Consider the following 25,627-nt stretch of genomic DNA (forward strand, 5'->3'; position numbering starts at 1 on the left):
GTGTGGTGGGGTAGAGGGGGGCGTGGGAGGTGCGCGTTAGGCGGGGGGGCTCGGGGATGTGTATGGGGGGGGGGGTGTAGGGTGTCGGTGGGGGGGTTGCGGTTGGTGGGGGGGAGTTTGGGAGCTGTTGGTGGAGCCATGCTTGCCTATATTGACTTTGAAGATGGCAACAAGGCTTTTGATAAGAACTACAAAGCCCTTAGTGGCGCGTACTTTGCCAGAAGCGTCGTGTCACTAGGCATCTCGATACTTGCGGGCGTGGCATCAATTTCTTCTACGGGGCCGTTATTGCGCCTTATATTCGGCCAAAATAGCAATTTGAAAATAATATCAGCAATAGAAGGTTTGGCCGGCTCCAGGTACGCGCCAATGATACTGAGACTGATTGGTATTGGCAGCCTAGTTACCGTCGGGATAAGCGTGGCGATGATCTATCTATATCCTGATGACATGGAAGAGTGGTGCTGGCATAGCTGTCTTAAAAAATGGAAATCGGATGCCTTATTGAAACCATTCAAAGATCAGGAGACAGAGCTGCAAAAACTGTATGAAGCACTGGAGGCATTGACCTGAATGTATTGGATCGAATGGATGCTTTGGCACATACAGACATCGCCTCATGAAAGTGAGCAATGGCAAGATAAACTGAGAAAGATTCAAGCCGCTGAGCGTATAGGAAAAGGAGTAGATAATTCTCCCGGAATTTCCTGTCGAGTAAGCGAAGCTCCATCTGGGGATGGATCGATTTATGAGTTTAATGAAAGGTATATCGAGCTTAGTGCTGGGGAGTCACAAGAGCGCAGAGGGGTTGTCACCTACATCTCAATTATTGTTGGCTATTTTCTTTTTAGATTTTTAAGTTTCACCATTTTTGCCAATGCAGTTTGGTTTACTGGCGTTCATTCCTCACTAAAAATCCCAGCAACATCGGGAGATTTTATTTTTGGGATTTTCATGGCGCTTCTAACAGGGGCGTTATTTTACGTAGTAATGAGGTATGTGCGCGTTTTCATCAACCTTGAAAACTTTGTTCAACGCCGGATGCTGATCCGCTTCAATCGCTTAACCCGCCAAGTCTATCTGCACCGACCTCGATTCGCTGGTGGCGTGACCGTTTTTGACTGGGAGCAGGTATCTGCCGAGGCCGTGGTGGGTGAAGAGGAATCAGCCAACATAGAAAGAAAGCTCATCCTGTTGTGGGGCCCGAGCATGCCCGATCTGCCTCATTTGCATGTTGTTTTCGTCGGTAAACGCGCCGATGGCACCAGCGATATCGTCAACCTTTGGGAATTTATACGCCGCTATATGGAAGAGGGGCCGCAATCGGTACCCGCACCTAAGCAGTTGCTGGGCAAGGTGCCATGGCCGTGGCTGTCGGTAATGGCGCCCTTGAGTTTTTTCAGGCCGCTATGGCGCGCCGGGCTGCGCTGGCAGGTTGCCTGCTGGGTGGCACTGGCCTCTCCGGCTTTGGCGCTACACGCCGTGGGTCACTGGATATCGCTGCTGCTGTGCTGGGAACCCCGCTGGCCGCGCATCATCCGAGAAGCGGGCCTGCCCGGAAAGCCCGTTCCGCCGTTCTCCACCGCCGCTGACTGGCCACCACTGCCCAAAGTGGAGCCTTCCAGGAAAAAATCACGACGTGCCCGCAGACCCGCGAAGAGCGATGCGCAATTGGGCGAAAAAGAGTCACAAGCGGCAGGGCAGAGCACGCCAGAGTCTGTGTCTGACCTTCAGCCAGATGCTCATCGCCAGGAGTTGAAATGAGCCGACCTTTCTTTGTTCTCGGCGACACCAGTAGCCATGGTGGCGCGGATGATGCCTCTACTCAGCGCCGGCCAAACATCAGCGCACCTGCGCTTTTCCACGCCTCATGCTGATACTTGTTGAGTGCCGCAGGCGGGGGGAGGTCGTGCTTCTTGCCTTGCGCGGTGATGGTCTGCGGTGACACCAGGTGCACCTCGCAGCCGTCGAGCAATTGCAGCAGGCCTTCCATCTTGAACGTCACCGGGCCGCCGGCGAAGTCGCCTTTCTTGCCACGCTTCTTGATCGCAACGTGAGTGATGCCGTGCTCGCTCATGAAGGCCTGGACGCAAGCGGCGAACGCTTTCACCTGGGTGGCGTCTTCGTCGTCGTCGAGGGCGATCTTCTTGATCGTGGTGGGCTGGTGCAGCGGTTGGCCGCCGTCGAGGCTGGCGACGGCCAGCAGGGCTTCGCTGCCCTTGAGTTCGATACCGCAGATTTTCATGTCGTGCTCAATCGGATGTGGGCAGGCCGAGGGATTGCAGATACTCGGAACGGTCGTCGTTGCGCTGGGCGATGCAGGTGTTTTGTGCCGCCTCGAAGGCCTTGCCGGCAGGGACGTCGTAGGTCTCGACACGGCAGTCGGCATCGCGCAGTTGCTTCCAGATTGCTTCGGCATCGTTGAGGCGCTTGCTCAGCTCGGCGATTTTGGTGGCCTTGCCCGAGTATTGCTCCTTGATGCGGTCCTGCAGGTCGGCGAAGGCCGCCTCGAGTTCACGCTCGGAACTGGTGCGGCTGAAGTGCGCGCACTCGTAGTTCTGCTGATCAGTCTCGACGTTGTCGCACGGTGTGCTTTCTTCTTCGCTGGCGTGGGCGCCAACGGCAAGGGTGGCCAGCATCAGCCAGAGCAAAGATTTCATCTGCGGCATCCTCCCAGGGGAACATGGGCAGCGATTCTCGCTCAGCGCCACGGCAAAGAACAGCGCCTGTCCATGAAGGTTTGCAGTTGTTGATAGTGATTATCGGTTGTCGCGTGCATCGCCGGCGAACAGGCCGGCGACGGCTCAGCTAAACCGTTCCAGTTGTGCGCTATCGATCAGAGCGCCAATCGCGCAACGAACTGGCCGGCGTTGCCGCCGAGCTTGTCCAGCACCGCTTCGCGCACCTGACTGTAGACACCGCTATCGAGTACGGCCAGTTGCGCCGAGCGGTAAACCTGCACGTCGTGCTGTCGGTAGGTGAAAAACAGGATCTTGTAGCGCAGCGCGTTGTGGATGAACTGCATGCAGTTGAGCAACATCGACACGTTGCCTTCGGCCGTCTGCGAGCACGGCAGGATCTGGAACATGCCCAGCCAGCCGTGATCGCTGTGGCGTTCGAAGAGCGCCAGGGCCTGCGGCTGTTTCTTCAGCGCCGCGAAGGTCTTCTTCATTACCGGCTCGAAGCCGCCGCCGCCCATGGTGGCCTCGATGATGTCCAGGGCCACCTGATCCATGGTGAAGGTCTCGCGCCTGGGCACATAGCGTTCGATCGAGCTGTTGGAGACGGTCCAGCCCAGTTTGCCCAGCCCTTCGGTATAGAAGCGGAACCACTCTTCGCGCTGCTGCGCCTTGTCGAAGGCTTTGCTCGCCGCCAGTTGCATGAGCAGCGTGCTGTTGAGCACATCTTCGCGGTTCTGCTGGCTCAAGCCGGAGACAAAGGACACCACGCTGTGCCCGGCGATGCTGGCGCTGTCGGTTTCCGCACTGTCGGTGGCAGGCACGGCCGGGCTTTGCAGCAGTGGGGCGCCGGCATCCGGCAGCGACAGTCCGGCGATGAAATCGAGTGTTTCGGTTGGGTGGGGCATCACGAACTCCTTTGAAGTGGTCAGCGCCGCCGATACTGGCGGCGGCCCGCCCCTTGCTGGCAGATGGACACCCTTCACGCCCGGCGTGTCTTTCCCGGCCTGCTCGCGACGCTTTGTCGCGCTTTGACGCTTTCGGCAATTCCCCTGTCGTTTTTGCACCGGGGCGACAATCCCCCGAGGCATATGCTGGCCCCAATAGCGCCGGCAGACGATTCGGCGCGGGAATACCAAAAAAGGGGACTGCCTGATGAGCCCAGCCGAATTACACGCAGACAGCATCGTTATCGACGGGCTGATCATCGCCAAATGGAACCGCGAATTGTTCGAGGACATGCGCAAAGGTGGCCTGACCGCGGCCAACTGCACCGTGTCGGTATGGGAAGGCTTCAAGGCCACGGTCGACCAGATCGCCGCCAGCCAGAAGCTGATCCGCGAGAACGGCGACCTAGTGATGCCGGTGCGCACCACCGCCGACATCCGCAAGGCCAAGGAACTGGGCAAGACCGGCATCCTCTTCGGCTTCCAGAACGCCCATGCGTTCGAAGACCAGATCGCTTACGTCGACGTGTTCAAGCAGCTCGGCGTGGGCATCGTGCAGATGTGCTACAACACCCAGAATCTGGTCGGCACCGGCTGCTACGAGCGTGACGGCGGGCTGTCGGGCTTCGGTCGCGAGATCGTCGCCGAGATGAACCGCGTCGGCATCATGTGCGACCTGTCCCACGTCGGCTCCAAGACCTCCGAGGAAGTCATCCTCGAATCGAAAAAACCGGTCTGCTACTCCCACTGCCTGCCTTCCGGCCTCAAGGAACACCCGCGCAACAAGTCCGATGCCGAACTGAAGTTCATCGCCGACCACGGCGGTTTCGTCGGCGTGACCATGTTCGCGCCGTTCCTGGCCAAGGGCATCGACTCGACCATCGACGACTACGCCGAAGCCATCGAATACACCATGAACATCGTCGGTGAAGACGCCATCGGTATCGGTACCGACTTCACCCAGGGTCACGGCCAGGACTTCTTCGAGTACTTGACCCACGACAAGGGCTACGCCCGTCGCCTGACCAGTTTCGGCAAGATCATCAACCCGCTGGGCATCCGCACCGTGGGCGAGTTCCCCAACCTCACCGAGACCCTGCTCAAGCGCGGCCATTCCGAGCGCGTGGTGCGCAAGATCATGGGCGAGAACTGGGTCAACGTCCTGCGTGATGTCTGGGGCGAATAAGCCTCCGAAGCACTTCTTCTAACCCCCGCATCAGGACGGGGGCAGCCAACCAAATTTTCTGGAGTTGAGTTTCCATGGCCAAGATCGCCCCGCAATTGCCAATCGAAGTCGACAGCGAGACCGGTGTCTGGACCAGCGACGCCCTGCCGATGCTCTACGTGCCACGGCATTTCTTCGTCAACAACCACATGGGCATCGAGGAAGTACTGGGCGCTGACGCCTACGCCGAGATCCTCTACAAGGCCGGCTACAAGTCCGCCTGGCACTGGTGCGAGAAAGAAGCTGAATGCCACGGCCTGGAAGGCGTGGCAGTGTTCGAGCACTACATGAAGCGCCTGTCCCAGCGCGGTTGGGGCCTGTTCAAGATTCAGGACATCGACCTGGAAAAAGGCACCGCCAGCGTCAAGCTCGAACACTCCGCGTTCGTCTACGTCTACGGCAAGGTCGGGCGCAAGGTCGACTACATGTTCACCGGCTGGTTCGCCGGGGCCATGGACCAGATCCTCGCCGCCCGCGGCAGTTCGATCCGCACGGTCGCCGAGCAGGTCTACGGCGGTTCTGAAGAAGGCCACGACGACGGCCTGTTCATCGTCAAGCCGTTGTAAGCCGAGGAGCCCGCGCCATGGCGTTCGAAGCTATGTTCCAGCCGATCCAGATCGGCAAACTGACCATCCGTAACCGCGTGCTCAGTACCGCGCACGCCGAGGTGTATGCCACCGACGGCGGCATGACCACCGACCGCTACGTGAAGTACTACGAAGAGAAGGCCAAGGGCGGCATCGGCATGGCCATCTGCGGCGGCTCGTCGGTGGTCGCCATCGACAGCCCGCAGGAGTGGTGGGCGTCGGTGAACCTGTCCACCGACCGGATCATCCCGCACTTCCAGAACCTCGCTGACGCCATGCACAAGCACGGCGCCAAGATCATGATCCAGATTACCCACATGGGCCGGCGCTCGCGTTGGGACGGCTTCAACTGGCCGACCCTGATGTCGCCGTCGGGCATCCGTGAACCCGTACACCGCGCCACCTGCAAGACCATCGAGCCGGAAGAGATCTGGCGGGTGATCGGCAACTACGCGCAAGCGGCACGCCGCGCGAAGGCCGGTGGCCTGGACGGCGTGGAGCTGTCGGCAGTGCACCAGCACATGATCGACCAGTTCTGGAGCCCGCGCGTCAACAAGCGTACCGACGAATGGGGCGGCAGCTTCGAAGGCCGGATGAAGTTTGGCCTGGAAGTGCTCAAGGCGGTCCGCGCCGAAGTCGGCCCGGACTTCTGCGTCGGCATGCGTATCTGCGGTGACGAATTCCACCCCGATGGCCTCAGCCACGAGGACATGAAGCAGATCGCCCAGTACTACGACGCCACCGGCATGGTGGACTTCTTCGGCGTGATCGGTTCGGGCTGCGACACCCACAACACCCTGGCCAACGTCATCCCGAACATGAGCTATCCGCCGGAGCCGTTCCTGCACCTGGCGGCAGGCATCAAGGAGGTGGTGAAGGTTCCGGTGCTGCACGCGCAGAACATCAAGGACCCGAACCAGGCTACGCGCATCCTCGAAGGCGGCTACGTCGACATGGTCGGCATGACCCGCGCGCACATCGCCGACCCGCACCTGATCGCCAAGATCAAGATGGGCCAGATCGACCAGATCAAACAGTGCGTCGGTGCCAACTACTGCATCGATCGCCAGTACCAGGGCCTGGATGTGCTGTGCATCCAGAACGCCGCGACCTCCCGTGAATACATGGGCGTGCCACACATCATCGAGAAATCCACCGGGGCCAAACGCAAGGTGGTGATCGTCGGTGCCGGCCCGGCCGGCATGGAAGCGGCGCGGGTTGCCGCCGAGCGGGGCCACGACGTGACCCTGTTCGAGAAAAAAGACCAGATCGGCGGGCAGATCACCACTGCCTCCAAGGCGCCGCAACGTGACCAGATCGCCGGCATCACCCGCTGGTATCAACTGGAGCTGGCGCGGCTGAAAGTCGACCTGCGCCTGGGCACCGCAGCCGATGCCGACACCATCATGGACCTGCGCCCGGACATCGTGGTGCTGGCGGTGGGCGGCCATCCCTTCGTCGAACAGAACGAACACTGGGGCGCCGCCGAAGGGCTGGTGGTCAGCAGTTGGGACGTGCTCGACGGCAAGGTGGCGCCGGGCAAGAACGTGCTGGTCTACGACACCATTTGCGAATTCACCGGCATGTCCGTGGCCGACTTCCTCGCCGACAAAGGCAGCCAGGTTGAAATCGTCACCGACGACATCAAGCCTGGGGTCGCGATTGGCGGGACCTCGTTCCCCACGTACTACCGCAGCATGTACCCCAAGGAAGTGATCATGACCGGCGACCTGATGCTGGAAAAGGTCTACCGCGAGGGCGACAAGCTGGTGGCAGTGCTGGAGAACGAATACACCGGCGCCAAGGAAGAGCGGGTGGTGGACCAGGTGGTGATCGAGAACGGCGTGCGGCCTGACGAGGCGCTGTATTACGCGCTCAAGGAGGACTCGCGCAACAAGGGCCAGATCGACGTCGAAGCCCTGTTCGCCATCCAGCCGCAGCCGATCCTCAGCCAGCCAGGTTCGGGTTACCTGCTGTACCGCATCGGCGACTGTGTGGCCCAGCGCAATACCCATGCGGCGATCTATGACGCCTTGCGGCTCTGCAAGGACTTCTGATCGGACCGGGACAATTGGGACCGCTTTGCGGTCCTTCGCGAGCAAGCTCGCTCCCACAGTTTTTGCACTATCCCGGTGGGAGCGAGCTTGCTCGCGAAGGGCCGCAAAGCGGCCCCAACAAAGGCAACCGAATCATTCTGATGGGAGCTTCCCATGCTGAACGTTCTTCTTCCCATCCTGCTGTTCGCCGCGCTCGGCCTGGCCGTGCTTGGCGCCGTGCGGCGGGTGCGCATGTGGCGCCAGGGGCGACCGTCGAAGGTCAACCTGCTGGCCGGCCTGCTGGCCATGCCGCGGCGTTATCTGGTCGATCTCCACCATGTGGTGGAGCGCGACAAGTACATGTCGAAAACCCACGTGGCCACCGCTGGCGGCTTCGTCCTGTCCGCTGTGCTGGCCATCGTCGTGCACGGTTTCGGCCTGCATAACCAGATCCTCGGCTACGCGCTGCTGGCCGCCACCGTCGTGATGTTCTGCGGCGCGCTGTTTGTCTTCAAACGCCGGCTCAACCCGCCCGCGCGCCTGTCGAAAGGCCCGTGGATGCGCCTGCCGAAAAGCCTGCTGGTGTTTTCCGTCTCATTCTTCATTGCTACCTTGCCGGTGGCCGGGATCCTGCCGGAAGGTTTCGGCGGCTGGTTCGTGGTTGCCCTGCTTGGGCTGGGCGTTGTCTGGGGTGTGTCCGAGCTGTTCTTCGGCATGCCCTGGGGCGGTCCGATGAGGCCCGCCTTCGCCGGCGCTCTGCATCGGGCCGGGCACCGCCGCGCCGAACGCTTCGGCGGCGGCCGTTCCACCGGCCTCAAGCCGCTGGACCTGGAAGACCGCAGCGCGCCGCTCGGCGTGGAAAAACCCAAGGACTTCACCTGGAACCAGTTGCTCGGCTTCGACGCCTGCGTGCAATGCGGTAAATGCGAGGCCATGTGCCCGGCCTTCGCCGCCGGCCAGCCACTGAACCCGAAAAAGCTGATTCAGGACATGGTCATCGGCCTGGCCGGCGGCACCGACGCGCAGTTCGCCGGCAGCCCGTATCCTGGCAAAGCTATCGGCGAACACGGCGGCAACCCGCACCAGCCGATCGTCAACGGCCTGGTGGATGCCGAGACGCTGTGGTCCTGCACCACCTGCCGCGCCTGCGTCGAGGAATGCCCGATGATGATCGAGCACGTCGATGCCATCGTCGACATGCGCCGTTACCTGACCCTGGAAAAAGGCGCCACGCCGAACAAGGGCGCCGAAGTGCTGGACAACCTGATCGCCACCGACAACCCCGGCGGCTTCAACCCGGGCGGGCGGATGAACTGGGCCGCCGACCTCAACCTCAAGCTGCTGTCCGAGGTGAAGAGCACCGACGTGCTGTTCTGGGTCGGCGACGGCGCCTTCGACATGCGCAACCAGCGCACCCTGCGCGCACTGGTCAAAGTGCTCAAGGCCGCCAACGTGGACTTCGCTGTGCTCGGCCTGGAGGAGCGCGACAGCGGTGACGTGGCGCGCCGCCTGGGTGACGAGGCGACCTTCCAGCAACTAGCCAAACGTAATATCCAGACGATGAGCAAGTACCGCTTCCAGCGCATCGTCACTAGCGATCCGCACAGCTTCCATGTGCTGAAAAACGAATACGGCGCCTTCGGCGGCGACTATCAGGTGCAGCACCACAGTACCTACATCGCCGAACTGCTCGACGCCGGCAAACTCAACCTCGACGCCCACAAAGGCGGCAGCGTGACGTACCACGATCCGTGCTACCTCGGCCGCTACAACGGCGAATACGAGGCGCCGCGTCAGGTACTGCGCGCCCTCGGCATCGAGGTCAAGGAAATGGAGCGCTCCGGCTTCCGCTCGCGCTGCTGTGGCGGTGGTGGCGGTGCGCCGATCACCGATATTCCCGGCAAGCAGCGGATCCCCGACATGCGCATGGACGATATCCGCCAGACCGGGGCCGAAGTGGTGGCCGTGGGTTGTCCACAATGCACCGCGATGCTCGAAGGCGTGGTCGAACCCCGTCCGCTGATCAAGGACCTGGCCGAACTGGTGGCCGACGCCTTGGCGGAAACCGAAGCGCCGAGCAAGCCGGCCGTGAACAAACGTGAACCTGCGGAGGTGCACTGATGAGCGACATTATCCGCCGCGACCCCCGCGCCGAATGGATCGCCCGTAACCGCCTGCACCCGCTGCACGCGGCCATGCAGGTGCAACAGGCCATGTGGATGGGACCCAACGGCGTCATCCGCAAGAACCCCCATGCGGTGGGTTTCATCGGCCCCAACGGGATCAAGCGCATCGACCGCAGCGGCGCCCAGCAGGGCGGTGCCAGCGTCAAGCGCAGCGCTGCGGCCGAAGTGCAGTTGCCGCTGCATCAGGTGCCGGCGCCGGCGTTCTACATCGCAGTGGTCCCGGACATGGTCGGCGGCCGCCTGAGCAGCCACGACCGCGACCTGCTCGGCCTGGCCCACAGCCTGGCCGGCAGCGACGGCGCGGTGCTGGCAGTGGTGTTCGGCGAGCACAAGGAAAGCAACTTCGGCGGCAACGGCGTCGATCGCCTGTTGGTGATCGATGGCGACGAATTCCAGGGTTATGCACCGGAGCAACGTATTCAGGGCCTGCGGGCTGTGGATAACCAGCTCGGTCCACGCCATTGGTTGCTGCCGGACAGCCGTACCGGCGGCGGCGAACTGGGCCGGCGCTTTGCCGCGGCTCTGGGCGAACGCCCGGCCACACGCGTCTGGCAGGTCAAGGATGGCGTGAGCAGCGGCCGCGCCGGTGCCGGCCAGCAGGACTTGGTGCGTGCGTTGCCGCGGCTGATCCTGGCGTCGGCCGAATGCGCCGAGCCGGTCAGCGAAACCCGTCACGAAGCCCTGCCGGTGGAGTTGTCCACAGGCGTGGCCCGTGGCCTGTCGCGGATCGAAGATCTTGGGCCGGTGGCCGTGGACCCGGCGGCGATTGCCATGGCCGAGGCCGATTTCATTGTTCCCGGCGGCAACGGCGTCAAGGACTGGGACCTGTTCCACCGCACCACCGCCGCGCTCGGCGCCACCGAAGGCGCCTCGCGGGTGGCGGTGGACGACGGCTTCATGCCGCGCAACCGCCAGGTTGGTGCAACCGGCACCTGGGTCACCGCACGGGTGTACATGGCGGTGGGCATTTCCGGGGCGATCCAGCACCTGCAAGGCATTGGCGCCTGCGACAAGGTGGTGGCCATCAACATGGACCCGGGCTGCGACATGATCAAACGGGCCGACCTGTCAGTGATCGGCGACAGCGCGGCAATCCTCCAGGCGCTGATCGAGGCTGTGGAAAACTTCCGCAACGGCGCCCGACGCGACGCGGCATAAGGGCAGGGGACAGTTATGAACACGAAGGTCATCAGCCTGGTTTCGGTCGGCGCCCATCCCCTCTCGGGACGCAGCCGCCGCGCCGAACAGGACGCCCGCGCCGTCGAATTGGGCCTGCAACTGGCAGGCGAAGGGTTGCAGGTGCTGCATGCCGGCGACCCGCACGAAGACGCTTTGCGCGCCTATCTGGGCATGGGCCTGGCGCACCTGGATGTGCTCGAACAGCCGGCCGGCACCGATGTGCTCGGCGTGTTGGGCGATTACTTGCGCGATGCTGGCGCACAACTGGTGTTGACCGGCAGCCAGGCGGAAACCGGCGAAGGTTCGGGCATGCTCCCGTACCTGTTGGCCGAGCGCCTGGGCTGGCCGCTGGTGGTGGGCCTGGCCGAGGTGGAATCCATCGACAACGGCACCGCCCAGGTGCTGCAGGCGCTGCCGCGTGGTCAGCGGCGCCGGCTCAAAGTGCGCCTGCCGTTTCTTGCGTCTGTGGATAACGCTGCGCCCAAACCCCGGCAGACTGCATTCGGTCCGGCACGGCGGGGTGTGCTGGCGGCGCGGGAAGTGGCGATTGTCGAGGACGAACTGCTCGCCAGTGCCGAGCTGCAACCGGCCAAACCCCGGCCCAAGCGGCTCAAGGTGATCAAGGCGAAGAGCGGTGCCGACCGCATGAAAGCCGCGACGGCCAAGGCCAGCGGCGGCGGTGGGCAGGTGCTCAAGGATGTCAGCCCGCAGGCGGGCGCCGAGGCCATCATCAAGTTGCTGGTGGAAGAGGGCGTGCTGCGCTGAACGGTTGTGCACAGAGGCTGTTGGCCTGACTGTGGATAAAGTGTTTGCTGTCGGCTGGAGGCCTTGCGGGGCGGGGCTTTCAGAGGTTTGATCGAATTTTGATCAGTTTTCTGCTGCGGGCAGGCGGTGCGCGATCGCGAGCAAGCTCGCTCCTACAGGGGAGTTTTTTGTAGGAGCGAGCTCGTCGGGGCGCCGAACCGTCGCGATAAGGCCCCCCAAAAAATACGTGGGTGGTACGTCTCGGCCTTGTTGAATCCCCTCGCAGACAAAAACCAGGACTTGCCCACAATCCTTGTTAGCGCCTCTGTGGATAAACTGTTCTGTCTCAGGATAAATCCTTTAAATACAATAGCTTGTCGTTTTTGATCAAAAAACAACCAAACTCCGCCTTTCTCTCCCCTAATCCCCGCTAAAGCCCCAAAAACCGCAGCGTTGGCGAGTTATCCACTCCTGCTCATCAGGCGGGAAAAGTTCCACACATTCTCTGTTGGCCTGCTTGTGGATAAGGTGTTCGCCAACCGCTACACGCCTTTAATTCAAAGGCTTGTAGCGTTTTGATCAAAAAACAACCAAATCACGCTTGTGAACAAAATCCAGCGCAAAAGCAGTTTTCCACAGCGGTTGCCCACAATTGCTGTGGGTTGTCCTGTGGATAAAGTGTTCGCCATCTCTTGATGGCCCAATGAACACGGGGGTTTGCGGTAATTGATCAGAAAACATACAGGTCGGGGCATGTCACCTTGCCACCTGATAAAAATGCCAGTAGAGGCGCGGTGTGCGGTCAGGCTAGCGTGTAGGTTGCCGATCGCCGGAATCTGGAGATTGTCCCCATGCCAAAGACTTTGCTCATAGCCCCTGATGTACACAACACGCCCTTGGCCGAAGTTGGCCGCTCAGCGCTGAACCCGGTGTTGCATACGCCCTACGGAGTGCAGAGTTCGGACGCACCCTTGGCGATCCGTATGGGGTTCAACGGTCAGTTCAGGGAGTCGCAGGGCTGGTATTGCCTGGGCCATGGGTATCGGGTGTTCAACCCGGTGCTGAAGCGGTTCCACAGTCCGGACCGTATCAGTCCGTTCGGCAAGGGGGGCATCAACCCTTATGCCTATTGCCAGGGAGATCCGGTCAACCATACCGATCCGACGGGGCAGTTCGTGGAGTGGCTGGGCCGCAACCCGCTTCACAGTCTTGGCCTGAATATCGCTTTGCTGATGGCCAACCTCGTGACGTTTATTGGCTCGCCGCCAGTTGGTGTCGCTTTGTTTTCTGCACGTATGAGCCTGGTCGGGGCTACGTTGGGCATTGCGGGAGCCAGTATGCAGATCGGCGGAGTTCAGGCGGGAAAAGCGGTCTCGATTGCCGGCACCATCGGATCGCTGGCAGGCGTCAGTATGAGAACGGGGCTTGGAATTCAGACGCTTTACCAGAACCGCGCGATCTTAAAAGAGAAAGCTTTCACGGGTATGAGACAACTGTTCCTGGGGCCGCCCAAGGTGCCAGCTAGCCCCGATGTTTCCCTCCAGACTTTACCTACGTTTGCCCCTCCCATTGATCCGGTAGCTAACGTGGTGAATTTACGTGCTGCAGGTGGGCTTACTCGCTCCGCCAGTTTGCCTACTTTAAACGCGCCTGTATCCGGGACACTCATCAGTAAAGCCAAGTTCGCCACGCGATTGAGTGCCCCGGATGTTCTGAGAGGAAAAGGCCAGTCTGGTAAATACGAAAGGTGGTTCGAGCTGGGTATTTAGTGCAAGTTGCTCGCCCTCCCAGGCAACTGTTTATCAGGCCCGTAACTGTTAGAAGCACCAGTAGTACCCGCATGCACATGACGCTATTTTCGAAAACGAATCTGCCGAATGTTCCAAGGAGAAACTCATGAGCAGCTTGGGCCTTGCATCGGGCAAGACCGTACTCTTGGCCACTGACCGCAGTCGCAGCGTATTGGCCGAGAGCACGCCCGGGGCGATCAATCGAATCGGCTACAGCCCCTACGGCAGCCCGACTGCCAACCGTCCGCCGCAGTCGCACCTGGGCTTCAACGGCGAGTTCAGGGAACGACCACAAGGCTGGTATCACCTGGGCAATGGCCACCGCGTCTTCAACCCGGTGCTGATGCGCTTCCACAGCCCGGACCGACTCAGCCCGTTTGCCGAGGGCGGGCTCAATCCCTATGCCTATTGCCTTGGCGATCCACTGAATTACGTCGACCCGACCGGCCGTGCGCCGAGTTGGGAGCACATCATGACTGGAGTGACCATCGGGATAGGGTTGGTGTTGGGGGTCAAATCGCTGATGCTGCCCATGCTCGCCAAGATGGCGAAGAAGAAAAGCATTGTCTGGTTGACGGATTACTTCGCTGGCAAGCCGCCGATTCTCGGTTCGGCCTTGGGCGGCCTTGACCGCATCAATGCTTTGATCGGGATTGGAGGTGCCCCTTTGGGCTTCGCCGGGGTCGGTCTCGGTTCGAATGAACAACCTTCGGAGGGCATGAAAGCGCTCTCGACAACGTTGATGACTGCCGGTCTTGTCCTGGGCGCACAACAGATTGTCGGGCGGGCGATTGTGCAGCTCTATCCGGTCCTTCCCAAGTCAGAGCGCCTTGCGCGCGGGGCCCGGTGGATCCATGGCCGGCACAAAATAGAGGCTGCAAACAAAGGGGTCTTGAGAGAGGACTTGGCGGATGCTCACCTTGGCGGCGATGCGAGCCGAGGTACTCTTGAACGACTTCCTGTTCCGCCATACAACAGTCGGCATCCTTCGCCATCACCGGTCCCTGAGGTGCCCCGGCACACACTATTCAACCGAAACATCACTATTCGAAGAGCCAGGCGCGGTAACAACTAAGATGTAGAAAATACATGGCTGTGAGGACGCGCGCTCCCCAAGGGTGATTGAAGCGTGCGCGGGGCGTACCCCGCGCGCCTGTCTCACTACACCGAAACATCCTTCAAATAAGGCGCCGGCTCCGCCCCCAGGTTCGCCAGCACGCGCTGGCTGTACCAGTCGATGAAGTTCACCACGCCAAACTCATAGGTCTTCGAATACGGCCCCGGCTGGTACGCGGTGGAGTTGATGCCGCGCTGGTTTTCTTCGGCCAGGCGACGGTCCTGGTCGTTGGTCGCGTCCCACACTTCGCGCATGCGCTGCGGGTCGTAGTCCACACCTTCGACGGCGTCCTTGTGCACCAGCCATTTGGTGGTGACCTTGGTTTCCTGGGCGCTGATCGGCCACACGGTGAAGACGATCATGTGATCGCCCATGCAGTGGTTCCACGAGTGCGGCAGGTGCAGGATGCGCATCGAGCCGAGGTCGGGGTTCTGGATGCGGCCCATGAGTTTCTGGCACGCCTGCTTGCCGTCCATGGTCATCGACACGGTGCCCTTGAGCAGCGGCATGCGCACGATGCGGTTACGCAGGCCATGACTCTTGTGCAGGTACGGAATCTTCTCGGCGTCCCAGGCGGCGGCAGACGCGGCCACATGGTCCTTGAACGACTGGGTGGCACGCGGGTCGTTGGTGTCGTCCCACTCCAGCAGGGTGTTGAGCAGTTCCGGGTGCGAACCACTGCAGTGGTAGCACTCGCGGTTGTTTTCCAGCACCAGCTTCCAGTTGGCCTTTTCCATCAGGGTGGTCTGCACCGCCACCTTGGTGTTCTCCATGTCGTACGGTTCCATGTAGTGCGCCAGTGTGGCGAGGAACTCGTCGATGGCCGGCGGGTTCTTCGCCAGGCTGATGAAGATGTAGCCGCCCGCGACCTTCACATGCACAGGCTTGAGCCCGTACTGCTTCATGTCGAAATCGGCGCCCATCTCGGTGCCGGCGAACAGCAGGCGGCCGTCCAGTTCGTAGGTCCACTGGTGGTACGGGCAGACCAGCTTCGCCACCTTGCCCTTGTCGCTGGTGCACAGGCGCGAGCCGCGGTGGCGGCAGACGTTATGGAACGCGTGGACCTGACCCTCGGCACCGCGCACCACCATGATCGGGTTCTTGCCGATTTCCAGCGTGAGGAAGTTGCCCTTGGCCGGGATCTCGCAGGTCATGCCGGCGATCAGCCATTCCTTGTGGAAGATCTCCTGCATGTCGATTTCGAACAGGCGCTCATCGGTATAGAACGGTTGTGGCAGAGAGTAGGTGCGCTCGCGTTTCTGCAGCATCTCGGCGGTGGCCTTGCGTGCAGGTTCCAGCGGGTCGCCCAGGCTCAGGGTGGTGGTAGCGTCCATCGTGTCGGTCCTCATGGCCTGTCCGGCCGGCGAAAGTGGCTAATCGTTGTTGTGCGACGCAAGGCAATGACTGCGGGATCATTTGCGACGGAGTGTGCGTCCGGGCACGCCACGAACCATATCCATGGGCGACATGGCCGAATCCGTTTCCGACGAGCAAGCCCTTGCTGCCGGGGGCTGGTCGCGATAAGCACGCCGATGTCGTGAATGGGTAAGTGGGACGCTCGCGGCTTGCGCATTATCGTGGCCATAGAGCCGCAGTCGGCCGTGGAGACGAAGAGCATGTCCAATCCCTTTCTGAATCCGGTGACCACCCAGACCTGGGCCAACGGTCGCCATATCGTGCGTTGTGTCAAAGTGATCCAGGAGACCTGGGACGTTCGCACCTTCTGCTTCATGGCCGACCAGCCGATCATGTTCTTCTTCAAGCCGGGCCAGTTCGTCACCCTGGAGCTGGAAATCGAAGGCCAGCCGGTGATGCGCTCCTACACCATCTCCAGCTCTCCGTCGGTGCCCTACAGCTTCTCGGTCACCATCAAGCGCGTGCCCGGCGGCAAGGTCTCCAACTACCTGCACGACACCCTGCACGAAGGCCAGGAACTGGCGGTGCACGGGCCGGTCGGGCTGTTCAACGCCATCGACTTCCCCAGCCCGAAAGTGCTCTACCTCAGCGGTGGCGTCGGCATCACTCCGGTGATGTCCATGGCCCGCTGGTTCTACGACACCAACGCCAATGTCGACATGGTCTTCGTCCACAGCGCCCGCTCGCCGAAAGACATCATTTACCACCGCGAGCTGGAGCACATGGCGTCGCGGATCGACAACTTCAGCCTGCACATCATTTGCGAGAAGCACGGCCTGGGCGAGCCCTGGGCCGGCTATCGCGGCTACCTGAACCACAAGCTGCTGGAACTGATCTCCCCTGATTTCATGGAGCGCGAGATCTTCTGCTGCGGCCCGACGCCGTACATGACCGCGGTCAAGCGCCTGCTCGAAGCCGCCGGCTACGACATGCGCCGCTATCACGAGGAATCCTTCGGTGCGACCCCGCCGGAAGCCAAGGCCGACGCGGTGGAGCATGCCGAACAGGCGGCCGAAGCAGCGGAAGAAGTGGAAGCCAGCGACCTGCACCTGGTGGAGTTCACCGCCACCGGCAAGAGCAGCCGCATCGCCCCCGGCGAGACGGTGCACGCCGCCGCGGCGAAGGTCGGGCTGATGATTCCCAAGGCCTGCGGCATGGGCATCTGCGGCACCTGCAAGGTGCTCAAGCTGGGCGGCGAAGTGGAGATGGAGCACAACGGCGGCATCACCGATGAGGACGTGGCAGAGGGCTATATCCTGTCGTGCTGCAGCGTGCCGAAAGGGGATGTGCGGATCGAGTACTGAGGTCCGCCGTCACGAATGGAGCTGGCGCTCAATCCACAGCGCCAGCAATGCAAAGCCCGCGAGTGCCAGCCCGCGGGCTTTTTCATTCAAGCGCCACCCCGCCAGCACCGCGTAGGAATGGGTTGCCATGGAAGCGACTATCGCCAGCGCGCCCAGCAGCACCGCGAGGCTGCCCAGCCCCGGATAGAACCGCTCGCCCACCAGGCGCAGGCTGACGACGGTATCCACCGCCGGAATGGCCGAGGCCATCAGTGCGCCCAACGACATCAGCCAGAGCCCGGGCAGCGCGATGCCGAGGTAATGCGGCGTGCCTTTGCTGGCGAGCGGCGCAAGGCTGATCTGCCAGAGTGCCGCTGCTACCGCCTGAAGCACGAACGCCGACCAAGAGAACTGCAACTGGCGCTGCGCCGTGTCCGTTTCCAGCAACAACACCGCGCCCATCGTCAGCAGGCCGAACACCAACGCCAGCAACGGCGCGAGGACGGCCTGTACGCGGTACAGCAACCCTGGGCCGACAAACGCGATCAGCGCCGCCAGCATCAGCGCCAGGGCTTGCCAGTTGATCGGCGTGCCGGGCAGCAGGTGAATCGCCACGCGAAAGAGTGTTTCCAGATTCAGGACATGGAGCAGCAGAGCGATCGGCAGCAGCAGGATTGCGCAGCGCAGGGATCGGCACAGCACGGGAACAAGGGTGCCGAACAATACGGCGGGGATGATCGCCAGCAGCGATTGCCAGAGCGACAGGCCTTGCAGCGGGCCGAGAAAGCCGATCGCGAGAGGCACGGGCAGAAAATGGCTGGCGAACCAGAAGGCGATGGTCTGACGGGGCGTGCGATGCGTGCTGTCGGAAGTTTCTTGGAGCAGGCTGGCTTGAGCCTTGTTCATGGGCGATCCGGCGTTCGGAGGAGGTCTGGACGCCGAGAGGTTAGGGACTGGTCGGAATGTTCACAGGGGGAAATTGCATCAAATCATGCGAGGGGAGAAGGGGCGGATGACGGCGGAATCAGCGGTTTCCGGGGGATTTAGGCGGGGTTTGTAGGAAGGGGGATTGTGGCGGTGGGGTGGTGGCGTTGTTGGGTGTAGGTGAAGTAGGTCAGGGCGGAATGTTGTAGGTGGATTCTTGGTGGTGCTGTCCAGATTGCGGGTGGCGTGGTTCCACAGGGATGTGCGAAGCCTTCAGGGGCGGCGTACCGCCCCTGAAGTCCAGAATCAGATCCTGAAGCGACCCACCAGGTTGTTCAGGTCCACCGCCAGGCGCGACAGCTCGGCGCTGGCTGCGCTGGTCTGGTGTGCACCCGTGGCCGATTGCACCGACAGGTCGTTGATGTTCACCAGATTGCGGTCCACTTCGCGGGCGACCTGGGCCTGCTCCTCGGCGGCGCTGGCGATCACCAGGTTGCGCTCGTTGATCTGCGCCACCGCGCCAGTGATGGTTTCCAGCGCCATGCCGGCGCCACGGGCGATGCTCAAGGTCGACTCGGCGCGCTCGGTGCTGTTGCGCATCGAGCTGACGGCCTGTTCGGTGCCGCCCTGGATGCTGCCGATCATCCGCTCGATCTCGGCGGTCGACTGCTGGGTGCGGTGGGCGAGGGCGCGGACTTCATCGGCAACCACCGCGAAACCACGGCCGGCCTCACCGGCACGCGCCGCTTCGATCGCCGCGTTGAGGGCCAGCAGGTTGGTCTGGTCGGCCAGGCCGCGGATCACGTCCAGCACCTTGCCGATGTCGCGGGACTGTTCGGCCAGGTTGCCCACCAGCACCGAGGTGCTCTGCACATCGTTGCTCATGCGCTCGATGGCGCTGACGGTTTCCATGACCAGGTCACGGCCGTCGCCGGCGGAGCGGGTGGCTTCCTGCGACGCTTCGGAGGTGCTCACCGCGTTGCGCGCCACTTCCTCGACGGCGCTGGTCATCTCGGTCACGGCGGTGGCCGCCTGCTCGATTTCGTTGTTCTGCTGTTGCAGGCCGCGGGCGCTTTCCTCGGTGACGCTGTTCAGCTCTTCAGCCGCCGACGCCAGTTGCGTGGCCGAGCCGGAAATCTGCTGCAGGGTGTCACGCAACTGCTCCTGCATCTGCGCGATGGCGCGTTGCAGGCGTGCGGCTTCGTCGTTGCCTTCGGGGTGGATGACGTGGGTCAGGTTGCCTTCGGCGATCTTCTCGGCCACGCCCAGCACGTCTTCGATCGGCTTGACGATGCTGCGGGTCAGCAGCACGGCGCAGAGGAAGGTCAGCGCCGTCGCGGCGACCAGCAGGGCGATCACCAGGCTGAACGCGGATTCGTACTCGTTGGTGGCGGCCTGGTTGAAGTCGCGGGTCTGCTCGGTGTTGATCTTGATCAGCTTGTCCAGGAGCGCGGTGACCTGCTCCATGTTCTGCAGCAAATCGCGGTTGATCATGTCGCGCAGGGCCGGCAGGTCGCCGCTCTGCGACAACTGGCGCATGCGGGTTTCGAGCTGGCGGTACTGGCCGAGCACCTGCACGTACTGGTTGTACGTGGCGCGCTCTTCATCGGCGGCGATCAGCGGCTCGTAGATCTTGCGCTGCACGTCGATCTGCTCGTTGCGCTGGTCGAGTTGGGTGAGGGTGGTCTGCAGTTGCTCCGGTTCGCGGTTGATCATCAGGCGGTAGGACAGCGTGCGCAGGCGCAGGGTCATCAGGCTGATCTGGTCCAGGCTCTTGATGCTCGGCACCGTGACGCTTTCGATGTTCGCGCCGGCCTCGCGGATCTTGCTCATCTGGTTGAGGGCAAAGATGCCCAGGGTCAGCATCAGCGCGCCGATCAGCGCGAACCCCAGCAGTGCACGCGGGGCAATATTCATGTTGCGTAGGGACATGGGTCGGATCCGAGTCAGAAAGGGACGCGATCCATGCGCCGATTTGGAGAGGTATTACCTTGCCTATCGGTAAACGCAGGCGGGACTTTAGGCTTTGTCCGACAAAATATGAGCCGCCTATCGACTTTCATGCAGGCGTTGTCCGACCAAATGCGGGAACCGGATGACCTATATCAGGTCAATGTGCACCAACGCGGGGCTCTGGCCCCGATATCTCTGGCGGGCATGTCGAGATTTCTTTATCGTGTGCGCCCCCCGCAACCACCCCCGAGAAGGCAATCATGTTGGACACCACTCTGAGTCAACTGGAACAACTGGTCGGCGAGCTGCTGCAAAAGAATCAGCAACTGGCCGAGCGCAATGCACAACTGGACACCGAGCTGAGCCAGGCCAAGGACGAGAACGAAAGTCTGCAACTGAGCCTGATGGAACAGGAAGACAAGAACGGCGCCACCACCGCACGCCTGCAGGCGCTGATCGAGCGTGCCAGCGCGGGTGCTGTTAGCGCATGAACGAGACCGCGCAGACGATCAATGTCGTCTCGATCATGGGCAACGACTACTCGATCAAGGCCCCCGAAGGCCAGGAGCACGTGCTCCACGAGGCGGTCCGGATGCTCAAGGCTTCCCTGGCCGATACCAAGCGCAATTACCCGTCGCTGATCGGTGACAAGTTGCTGGTTCTCGCGGCCCTGAACCTGTGCTCGCGACAGATCGAACTGCAGCAGTCGCACCAGCAGGCCCTCGACCGTTATCAAGAGCAAGTCAGCGCCACGGTCGACGCCATCTCCCAGGCCATCGTCAACAGTTGATCGCCTTGTGTGGGAGCGTTCCGGCTCCCACACCTACATCCCTTTCCCTCGTGTTTTTCAGCCCGACCTTACATTCGTGAGGGGCATTGTGCTGCTCGTATGGAATTATTGGATACCAATGTGTATACAATTGGCCTGTCATTTGCAGTACAGGTCTTATTTCTCCGAGGGAACTCCATGCACTTCTGGCGGCGCAGTATCCAGTGGCAACTGATCACAAGCATGGGCGCAGCCCTGTTGGTGAGCATTCTGATCGTGGTCGGTATCTACACGGTGGCGGTCAATCGGTTGACCGAGCGTTACCTGGTCGACACGGCATTGCCGGCCAGCATTGAGGCGATTCGTAACGACATCGAGCGGATGCTCAGCCGGCCCCTGACCGCGGCCGCCGATATTGCCCACAATACCTATCTGCGCGACTGGCTCGCCGCTGGCGAGGAACCTGCCGGGGCGCCGGCAGTGGTCGAGTACCTGGAAATCATGCGCGAGAAGAACCAGGCCTTCACGTCGGTGTTCGTCTCCACCGACACCAACCACTACTACAACGAGAAGGGCCTGGACCGGACCCTGAGTCGCAACAATCCGGCGGATAAATGGTTCTTCGGATTCGTCGACAGTGGCAACAATCGCATGCTCAACATCGATACCGACGGAGCCACCGGCGAGCTGGCGCTGTTCATCGACTACCGGATCGAGAAGGCCGGCAAGCTGGTGGGCATCGGCGGGCTTGGCCTGCGCATGACCGAGATGTCCGAGCTGATCCACAACTTCAGCTTCGGCGAGCGCGGGCGGGTGATGCTGGTACGCGGCGACGGCCTGATCCAGGTGCATCCGCAGAACGAGCATGGCGGCAAGCGGCAGTTGTCCGAACAGATCGGCGAGGCCGCGGCGCAGGCGATCCTGGCGAAAACCGATGGCTTGCAGAGCAGCCGCTTCGAGCGTGACGGCGAGCGCTACCTGGCCTTGAGCCTGCCGCTGCGCGACCTGAACTGGCGCCTGGTGGCCGAGGTGCCGGAGTCGCAGATTTACGGACAGATGCATGACGCGGTCTGGCTGACCTCATTGATCGGCGGCGCCGTGGCCTTGCTTTCGCTGCTGTTGGTGGTGTTGCTGGCGCGGGGCATCGCGCGGCCGATTCGCCAGGTGACCGACGCGCTGATCGCCATTGGCGATGGCGGCGGCGACCTCAGCCACCGTCTCGACGAAAGCCGCCGCGACGAACTGGGTGATCTGGCCCGGGGCTTCAACCGCTTCCTCGATGGCCAGCGCAACCTGATCGGCGAAGTCCTGCGCACCAGCGAGCAGTTGCGCAAGGCGGTCGGGCAGGTGATCCATGTGGTGGTCAGCACCGCTGATCGCTCGCTCAAGCAGCAGGAAATGACCGAGATGGTCGCCACCGCCGTGCACCAGATGGGCCTCACCGTGCAGGAAATCGCGCAGAACGCCGGCGACGCGGCGCACGCCTCGCAGACCGCCCGCGACGAAGCCTTGCAGGCGCGGGACGTGGTGCAGCGCTCGATTGCGCATATCGAAGGGATGTCCGGCGAGATCGGTACGGCGGCGGACGCGGTGAGTGAACTGGCCGAGGAAGTGGCGTCCATCGACAAGGTGCTGGCGGTGATCCGCAGCATTTCCGAACAGACCAACCTGCTGGCGCTCAATGCCGCCATCGAGGCGGCGCGGGCCGGGGAAATGGGCCGTGGCTTTGCCGTGGTGGCGGATGAAGTCCGCACCCTGGCGCAGCGCACCCAGGTCTCGACCGGGGAAATCCAGCAGATGATCCAGCGCCTCAAGCAAGGCACCGGCACTGCGGTGGCCTCGATGCATGCCGGGCAGACGGCGACGGGAACGGGAGTCGAGTCGAGTCAGCTCACCGGTGATTCATTGACCACCATCACCGGGCAGGTAGAGCGCATCAGCGACATGAACCTGCAGGTGGCGACGGCGACCGAAGAACAGTCGGCGGTGACCGAGGAGATCAACCGCAACGTGCAGGGGATTTCCGATCTGGCGCGGACGACGGCGACGGAAGTGGAGGCGTGCCGGAAGGATTGCGAGGCGTTGCAGCGGTTGGCCGATGATCTGGCCAAGCAGATGGGTGGGTTCAAGCTCTAGGTTGCAGGGGCCCTTCGCGAGCGAGCTCGCTCCTACAGATTGCGCCGATCCTGTAGGAGCGAGCTTGCTCGCGAAGAGCCGCACATCATCAGACGCCCATCACCGCCCGAATATCCACCGCCAACTCCCGCACCCGCGCCTCTTCGGTATCCCACGAGCACATGAACCGTGCTCCGCCGCTGCCGATGAAGGTATAGAACCGCCAGCCTTTATTACGCAGCTTTTCCAGCGCCGGCTCCGGCATCTGCAGGAACACGCCGTTGGCTTCCACCGGGAACATCAGTTCCACCCCCTGCACGTCCGCCACCAGGCTGCTGAGCAATTGCGCGCAGTGGTTGGCATGGATGCCGTGGCGCAGCCAGGCGCCGTTCTCCAGCAGGCCGACCCATGGCGCCGACAGGAAGCGCATTTTCGACGCCAGTTGCCCGGCCTGTTTGCAGCGGTAGTCGAAGTCTTCGGCCAGCTTGTGGTTGAAGAACAGGATCGCCTCACCGACCGCCATGCCGTTCTTGGTGCCGCCGAAGCACAGCACGTCGATCCCGGCTTTCCAGGTCAGCTCGGCCGGCGAGCAGCCGAGGAAGGCGCAGGCGTTGGCGAAGCGCGCGCCGTCCATGTGCAGGTTCAGGCCCAGCTCCTTGCAGGTTTCGCTGATCGCCTTGAGTTCTTCGGGGCGGTACACGCTGCCGACTTCAGTGGCCTGGGTGATGGTGACCACGCGCGGCTTGGGGTAGTGGATGTCCTGGCGCTTGAGCGCGACTTCGCGGATCGATTCCGGGGTCAGCTTGCCGTTCTCGCTGCGGGCGGTGAGCAGCTTGGAGCCGTTGGAGAAGAACTCCGGCGCGCCGCATTCGTCGGTCTCGACGTGGGCGGTCTCGGAGCAGATCACGCTGTGGTAGCTCTGGCACAACGACGACAGCGCCAGCGAGTTGGCCGCGGTGCCGTTGAAGGCGAAGAACACCTCGCAGTCGGTTTCGAACAACTGGCGGAAATGGTCGGAAGCGCGGGCGGTCCACTGGTCGTCGCCGTAGGCGCGTTCATGGCCGTGATTGGCCTTTTCCATGGCGGCCCAGGCCTCGGGGCAGATGCCGGAATAGTTGTCGCTGGCGAATTGTTGGCTTTGTTCTGTCATGGCGCGAGTCCTGTGAGCGAGGCAGGGGAGCACTCTAATGCATCGATTAAGCAGTTGCCTATACAAGCAAGATCAACCAGCAGCCACAGGAGTACAGGCCTCATCGGGGGCGACTATCGCAAACAAGACAAAACAATGTCGTAAACGCACCTTTCCGTGGCGTGCGCAGGCATCTGGCCTGAGGGGCCCGGCCATACCATCGCTGCAAAGGATGCCGTCAATGCCACGGCGCCCGCCTACAAGACCTATGCCGCTGCCGGGAGAGATGCGATGTTCAGCAAGCAAGACCAGATTCAAGGTTATGACGATGCACTGCTGGCGGCGATGAATGCCGAAGAGCAACGTCAGGAAGATCACATCGAGCTGATCGCTTCCGAAAACTACACCAGCAAGCGGGTGATGCAGGCCCAGGGCAGCGGCCTGACCAACAAGTACGCCGAAGGCTATCCGGGCAAGCGCTACTACGGCGGTTGCGAGCACGTCGACAAGGTCGAGGCGCTGGCCATCGAGCGCGCCAAGCAACTGTTCGGCGCCGACTACGCCAACGTCCAGCCGCACTCCGGTTCTTCCGCCAACAGCGCTGTCTACCTGGCCCTGCTACAAGCCGGCGACACCATCCTCGGCATGAGCCTGGCCCACGGCGGCCACCTGACCCACGGCGCCAAAGTGTCGTCCTCGGGCAAGCTGTACAACGCCGTTCAATACGGCATCGACACCAACACCGGCCTGATCGATTACGACGAAGTCGAGCGCCTGGCCGTCGAGCACAAGCCGAAGATGATCGTTGCCGGCTTCTCCGCTTACTCCAAGACCCTCGATTTCCCGCGCTTCCGCGCCATCGCCGACAAGGTCGGTGCGCTGCTGTTCGTCGACATGGCCCACGTCGCCGGCCTGGTTGCCGCAGGTCTCTACCCGAACCCGCTGCCGTTCGCCGACGTGGTCACCACCACCACCCACAAGACCCTGCGCGGTCCGCGTGGCGGCCTGATCCTGGCCAAGGCCAACGAAGAGATCGAGAAAAAGCTCAACGCCGCGGTGTTCCCCGGCGCGCAAGGCGGCCCGCTGATGCACGTCATCGCCGGCAAGGCCGTGTGCTTCAAGGAAGCTCAGGAGCCTGGTTTCAAGACTTACCAGCAGCAGGTTATCGATAACGCCCAGGCCATGGCTGGCGTGTTCATCAAGCGTGGCTACGATGTAGTGTCCGGCGGCACCGACAACCACCTGTTCCTGGTCAGCCTGATCCGTCAGGGCCTGACCGGCAAAGAGGCCGATGCCGCCCTTGGCCGCGCTCATATCACCGTCAACAAGAACGCCGTGCCGAACGACCCGCAATCGCCGTTCGTGACCTCGGGCCTGCGTATCGGCACCCCGGCCGTCACCACCCGCGGCTTCAAGGTCGCCCAGTGTGTGGAGCTGGCTGGCTGGATCTGCGACATCCTCGACAACCTCGGCGATGCCGATGTGGAAGCCGATGTGGCGCGCAACGTGTCGGCACTGTGTGCGGACTTCCCGGTTTACCGCTGAGTGG

At 62.1% G+C, this 25,627-nt stretch carries 22 protein-coding genes and 2 pseudogenes; 16 read left to right on the top strand and 8 right to left on the bottom strand.

The genetic code is table 11. The features are described 5' to 3' along the window. Positions 1 to 138 precede the first annotated feature (138 nt). Both HWV67_RS26280 and HWV67_RS26285 read left to right on the top strand, forming a co-directional pair. Positions 139 to 573 carry a hypothetical protein gene (locus HWV67_RS26280; protein ID WP_175653384.1) on the top strand — a complete coding sequence of 145 codons (435 nt, stop codon included), beginning with the start codon at positions 139 to 141 and terminating at the stop codon, positions 571 to 573. After that, positions 574 to 1,764: a DUF6708 domain-containing protein gene (locus HWV67_RS26285; protein ID WP_175653385.1), complete on the top strand. Its 1,191-nt coding sequence runs from the start codon at positions 574 to 576 to the stop codon at positions 1,762 to 1,764. 61 nt (positions 1,765 to 1,825) lie between these two features. Here HWV67_RS26285 and HWV67_RS26290 read toward each other — a convergent pair whose 3' ends face one another. The 3 genes from HWV67_RS26290 to HWV67_RS26300 all read right to left on the bottom strand — a co-directional run bounded on the left by HWV67_RS26290 (position 1,826) and on the right by HWV67_RS26300 (position 3,586). Further along, complete coding sequence (locus tag HWV67_RS26290; protein ID WP_175653386.1) at positions 1,826 to 2,245, bottom strand: DUF3010 family protein; 420 nt, start codon at positions 2,243 to 2,245, stop codon at positions 1,826 to 1,828. Between the two features lie 7 nt (positions 2,246 to 2,252). Next, complete coding sequence (locus HWV67_RS26295; protein ID WP_110972476.1) at positions 2,253 to 2,660, bottom strand: lysozyme inhibitor LprI family protein; 408 nt, start codon at positions 2,658 to 2,660, stop codon at positions 2,253 to 2,255. Positions 2,661 to 2,836: 176 nt separating this feature from the next. Beyond that, the gene (locus HWV67_RS26300; RefSeq protein WP_175653387.1) at positions 2,837 to 3,586 is read right to left on the bottom strand and encodes a hypothetical protein; all 750 of its coding nucleotides are present in this window, start codon (positions 3,584 to 3,586) and stop codon (positions 2,837 to 2,839) included. A gap of 247 nt (positions 3,587 to 3,833) precedes the next feature. On the opposite strand from HWV67_RS26300, the gene HWV67_RS26305 reads away from it, so the two are divergent. From HWV67_RS26305 to HWV67_RS26340, 8 genes are all read left to right on the top strand, one after another. After that, entirely contained in the window at positions 3,834 to 4,811 is a 978-nt protein-coding gene (locus tag HWV67_RS26305; protein ID WP_175653388.1) for a dipeptidase, read from the top strand. A 74-nt stretch (positions 4,812 to 4,885) separates the two neighbouring features. After that, complete coding sequence (locus tag HWV67_RS26310; RefSeq protein WP_065760209.1) at positions 4,886 to 5,416, top strand: DUF5943 domain-containing protein; 531 nt, start codon at positions 4,886 to 4,888, stop codon at positions 5,414 to 5,416. A 17-nt stretch (positions 5,417 to 5,433) separates the two neighbouring features. Beyond that, positions 5,434 to 7,494 (top strand): dimethylglycine demethylation protein DgcA, encoded by a 2,061-nt coding sequence (dgcA, locus tag HWV67_RS26315; RefSeq protein ID WP_175653389.1) that lies wholly within the window; start codon positions 5,434 to 5,436, stop codon positions 7,492 to 7,494. Between the two features lie 153 nt (positions 7,495 to 7,647). Then, on the top strand, positions 7,648 to 9,594 hold the full coding sequence (gene dgcB, locus HWV67_RS26320) for a dimethylglycine demethylation protein DgcB (protein ID WP_175653390.1): 1,947 nt from the start codon (positions 7,648 to 7,650) through the stop codon (positions 9,592 to 9,594). Next, a complete protein-coding gene (etfA, locus tag HWV67_RS26325) occupies positions 9,594 to 10,817 on the top strand; it encodes an electron transfer flavoprotein subunit alpha (protein WP_175653391.1) in 1,224 nt (407 codons plus the stop codon). The genes dgcB and etfA overlap by 1 nt, the downstream gene beginning before the upstream one ends. A gap of 15 nt (positions 10,818 to 10,832) precedes the next feature. Then, a complete protein-coding gene (etfB, locus tag HWV67_RS26330) occupies positions 10,833 to 11,603 on the top strand; it encodes an electron transfer flavoprotein subunit beta (protein WP_175653392.1) in 771 nt (256 codons plus the stop codon). A gap of 830 nt (positions 11,604 to 12,433) precedes the next feature. Then, positions 12,434 to 13,351 (top strand): RHS repeat-associated core domain-containing protein, encoded by a 918-nt coding sequence (locus HWV67_RS26335; RefSeq protein WP_175653393.1) that lies wholly within the window; start codon positions 12,434 to 12,436, stop codon positions 13,349 to 13,351. A gap of 127 nt (positions 13,352 to 13,478) precedes the next feature. Then, a complete protein-coding gene (locus HWV67_RS26340) occupies positions 13,479 to 14,447 on the top strand; it encodes an RHS repeat-associated core domain-containing protein (protein ID WP_175653394.1) in 969 nt (322 codons plus the stop codon). An 86-nt stretch (positions 14,448 to 14,533) separates the two neighbouring features. Here HWV67_RS26340 and gbcA read toward each other — a convergent pair whose 3' ends face one another. After that, positions 14,534 to 15,823, bottom strand: a complete 1,290-nt coding sequence (gbcA, locus tag HWV67_RS26345) for a glycine-betaine demethylase subunit GbcA (RefSeq protein ID WP_110972466.1) — start codon at positions 15,821 to 15,823, stop codon at positions 14,534 to 14,536. Between the two features lie 282 nt (positions 15,824 to 16,105). On the opposite strand from gbcA, the gene gbcB reads away from it, so the two are divergent. Beyond that, positions 16,106 to 17,209, top strand: a complete 1,104-nt coding sequence (gene gbcB, locus HWV67_RS26350) for a glycine-betaine demethylase subunit GbcB (RefSeq protein WP_175653395.1) — start codon at positions 16,106 to 16,108, stop codon at positions 17,207 to 17,209. Positions 17,210 to 17,218: 9 nt separating this feature from the next. Here gbcB and HWV67_RS26355 read toward each other — a convergent pair whose 3' ends face one another. The 3 genes and pseudogenes from HWV67_RS26355 to HWV67_RS32300 form a co-directional block, all read right to left on the bottom strand. Then, positions 17,219 to 18,094 (bottom strand): hypothetical protein, encoded by an 876-nt coding sequence (locus HWV67_RS26355; protein ID WP_175653396.1) that lies wholly within the window; start codon positions 18,092 to 18,094, stop codon positions 17,219 to 17,221. A 324-nt stretch (positions 18,095 to 18,418) separates the two neighbouring features. Then, the gene (locus HWV67_RS32295) at positions 18,419 to 19,282 is read right to left on the bottom strand and encodes a methyl-accepting chemotaxis protein (RefSeq protein WP_371864292.1); all 864 of its coding nucleotides are present in this window, start codon (positions 19,280 to 19,282) and stop codon (positions 18,419 to 18,421) included. Further along, positions 19,274 to 20,044 (bottom strand): annotated as a pseudogene (locus HWV67_RS32300) (MCP four helix bundle domain-containing protein); the annotation flags it as partial. The pseudogene HWV67_RS32300 and the gene HWV67_RS32295, both read right to left, overlap by 9 nt. Before the next feature lie 281 nt (positions 20,045 to 20,325). Here HWV67_RS32300 and HWV67_RS26365 point away from each other — a divergent pair. The 4 genes and pseudogenes from HWV67_RS26365 to HWV67_RS32310 all read left to right on the top strand — a co-directional run bounded on the left by HWV67_RS26365 (position 20,326) and on the right by HWV67_RS32310 (position 22,970). Continuing rightward, a complete protein-coding gene (locus HWV67_RS26365; RefSeq protein WP_095156236.1) occupies positions 20,326 to 20,556 on the top strand; it encodes a hypothetical protein in 231 nt (76 codons plus the stop codon). Beyond that, positions 20,553 to 20,855: a cell division protein ZapA gene (locus tag HWV67_RS26370; RefSeq protein WP_095156235.1), complete on the top strand. Its 303-nt coding sequence runs from the start codon at positions 20,553 to 20,555 to the stop codon at positions 20,853 to 20,855. Before HWV67_RS26365 ends, HWV67_RS26370 begins: the two co-directional genes overlap by 4 nt. A gap of 222 nt (positions 20,856 to 21,077) precedes the next feature. Next, a pseudogene (locus tag HWV67_RS32305) lies at positions 21,078 to 22,103 on the top strand (HAMP domain-containing protein); the annotation flags it as partial. A 138-nt stretch (positions 22,104 to 22,241) separates the two neighbouring features. Next, positions 22,242 to 22,970, top strand: coding sequence for a methyl-accepting chemotaxis protein (locus HWV67_RS32310; protein ID WP_371929349.1), 729 nt, complete (start codon positions 22,242 to 22,244; stop codon positions 22,968 to 22,970). An 88-nt stretch (positions 22,971 to 23,058) separates the two neighbouring features. On the opposite strand, the gene HWV67_RS26380 is transcribed toward HWV67_RS32310, so the two are convergent. Beyond that, positions 23,059 to 24,099 (bottom strand): threonine aldolase family protein, encoded by a 1,041-nt coding sequence (locus HWV67_RS26380; RefSeq protein ID WP_175653399.1) that lies wholly within the window; start codon positions 24,097 to 24,099, stop codon positions 23,059 to 23,061. 270 nt (positions 24,100 to 24,369) lie between these two features. On the opposite strand from HWV67_RS26380, the gene glyA reads away from it, so the two are divergent. Next, positions 24,370 to 25,623, top strand: a complete 1,254-nt coding sequence (gene glyA / locus HWV67_RS26385) for a serine hydroxymethyltransferase (RefSeq protein ID WP_110972460.1) — start codon at positions 24,370 to 24,372, stop codon at positions 25,621 to 25,623. Positions 25,624 to 25,627 lie beyond the last annotated feature (4 nt).

This window comes from Pseudomonas sp. Marseille-P9899, assembly GCF_903166565.1.
GTDB lineage: Bacteria > Pseudomonadota > Gammaproteobacteria > Pseudomonadales > Pseudomonadaceae > Aquipseudomonas > Aquipseudomonas huaxiensis.

Bases quoted from the DNA above. Each gene is read 5' to 3' on its own strand.
- HWV67_RS26280 (WP_175653384.1), top strand. From the start codon at position 139: ATGCTTGCCTATATTGACTTTGAAGATGGCAACAAGGCTTTTGATAAG.
- HWV67_RS26285 (WP_175653385.1), top strand. From the start codon at position 574: ATGTATTGGATCGAATGGATGCTTTGGCACATACAGACATCGCCTCAT.
- HWV67_RS26290 (WP_175653386.1), bottom strand. From the start codon at position 2,245: ATGAAAATCTGCGGTATCGAACTCAAGGGCAGCGAAGCCCTGCTGGCC.
- HWV67_RS26295 (WP_110972476.1), bottom strand. From the start codon at position 2,660: ATGAAATCTTTGCTCTGGCTGATGCTGGCCACCCTTGCCGTTGGCGCC.
- HWV67_RS26300 (WP_175653387.1), bottom strand. From the start codon at position 3,586: ATGCCCCACCCAACCGAAACACTCGATTTCATCGCCGGACTGTCGCTG.
- HWV67_RS26305 (WP_175653388.1), top strand. From the start codon at position 3,834: ATGAGCCCAGCCGAATTACACGCAGACAGCATCGTTATCGACGGGCTG.
- HWV67_RS26310 (WP_065760209.1), top strand. From the start codon at position 4,886: ATGGCCAAGATCGCCCCGCAATTGCCAATCGAAGTCGACAGCGAGACC.
- dgcA (WP_175653389.1), top strand. From the start codon at position 5,434: ATGGCGTTCGAAGCTATGTTCCAGCCGATCCAGATCGGCAAACTGACC.
- dgcB (WP_175653390.1), top strand. From the start codon at position 7,648: ATGCTGAACGTTCTTCTTCCCATCCTGCTGTTCGCCGCGCTCGGCCTG.
- etfA (WP_175653391.1), top strand. From the start codon at position 9,594: ATGAGCGACATTATCCGCCGCGACCCCCGCGCCGAATGGATCGCCCGT.
- etfB (WP_175653392.1), top strand. From the start codon at position 10,833: ATGAACACGAAGGTCATCAGCCTGGTTTCGGTCGGCGCCCATCCCCTC.
- HWV67_RS26335 (WP_175653393.1), top strand. From the start codon at position 12,434: ATGCCAAAGACTTTGCTCATAGCCCCTGATGTACACAACACGCCCTTG.
- HWV67_RS26340 (WP_175653394.1), top strand. From the start codon at position 13,479: ATGAGCAGCTTGGGCCTTGCATCGGGCAAGACCGTACTCTTGGCCACT.
- gbcA (WP_110972466.1), bottom strand. From the start codon at position 15,823: ATGGACGCTACCACCACCCTGAGCCTGGGCGACCCGCTGGAACCTGCA.
- gbcB (WP_175653395.1), top strand. From the start codon at position 16,106: ATGTCCAATCCCTTTCTGAATCCGGTGACCACCCAGACCTGGGCCAAC.
- HWV67_RS26355 (WP_175653396.1), bottom strand. From the start codon at position 18,094: ATGAACAAGGCTCAAGCCAGCCTGCTCCAAGAAACTTCCGACAGCACG.
- HWV67_RS32295 (WP_371864292.1), bottom strand. From the start codon at position 19,282: ATGCAGGAGCAGTTGCGTGACACCCTGCAGCAGATTTCCGGCTCGGCC.
- HWV67_RS26365 (WP_095156236.1), top strand. From the start codon at position 20,326: ATGTTGGACACCACTCTGAGTCAACTGGAACAACTGGTCGGCGAGCTG.
- HWV67_RS26370 (WP_095156235.1), top strand. From the start codon at position 20,553: ATGAACGAGACCGCGCAGACGATCAATGTCGTCTCGATCATGGGCAAC.
- HWV67_RS32310 (WP_371929349.1), top strand. From the start codon at position 22,242: ATGGTCGCCACCGCCGTGCACCAGATGGGCCTCACCGTGCAGGAAATC.
- HWV67_RS26380 (WP_175653399.1), bottom strand. From the start codon at position 24,099: ATGACAGAACAAAGCCAACAATTCGCCAGCGACAACTATTCCGGCATC.
- glyA (WP_110972460.1), top strand. From the start codon at position 24,370: ATGTTCAGCAAGCAAGACCAGATTCAAGGTTATGACGATGCACTGCTG.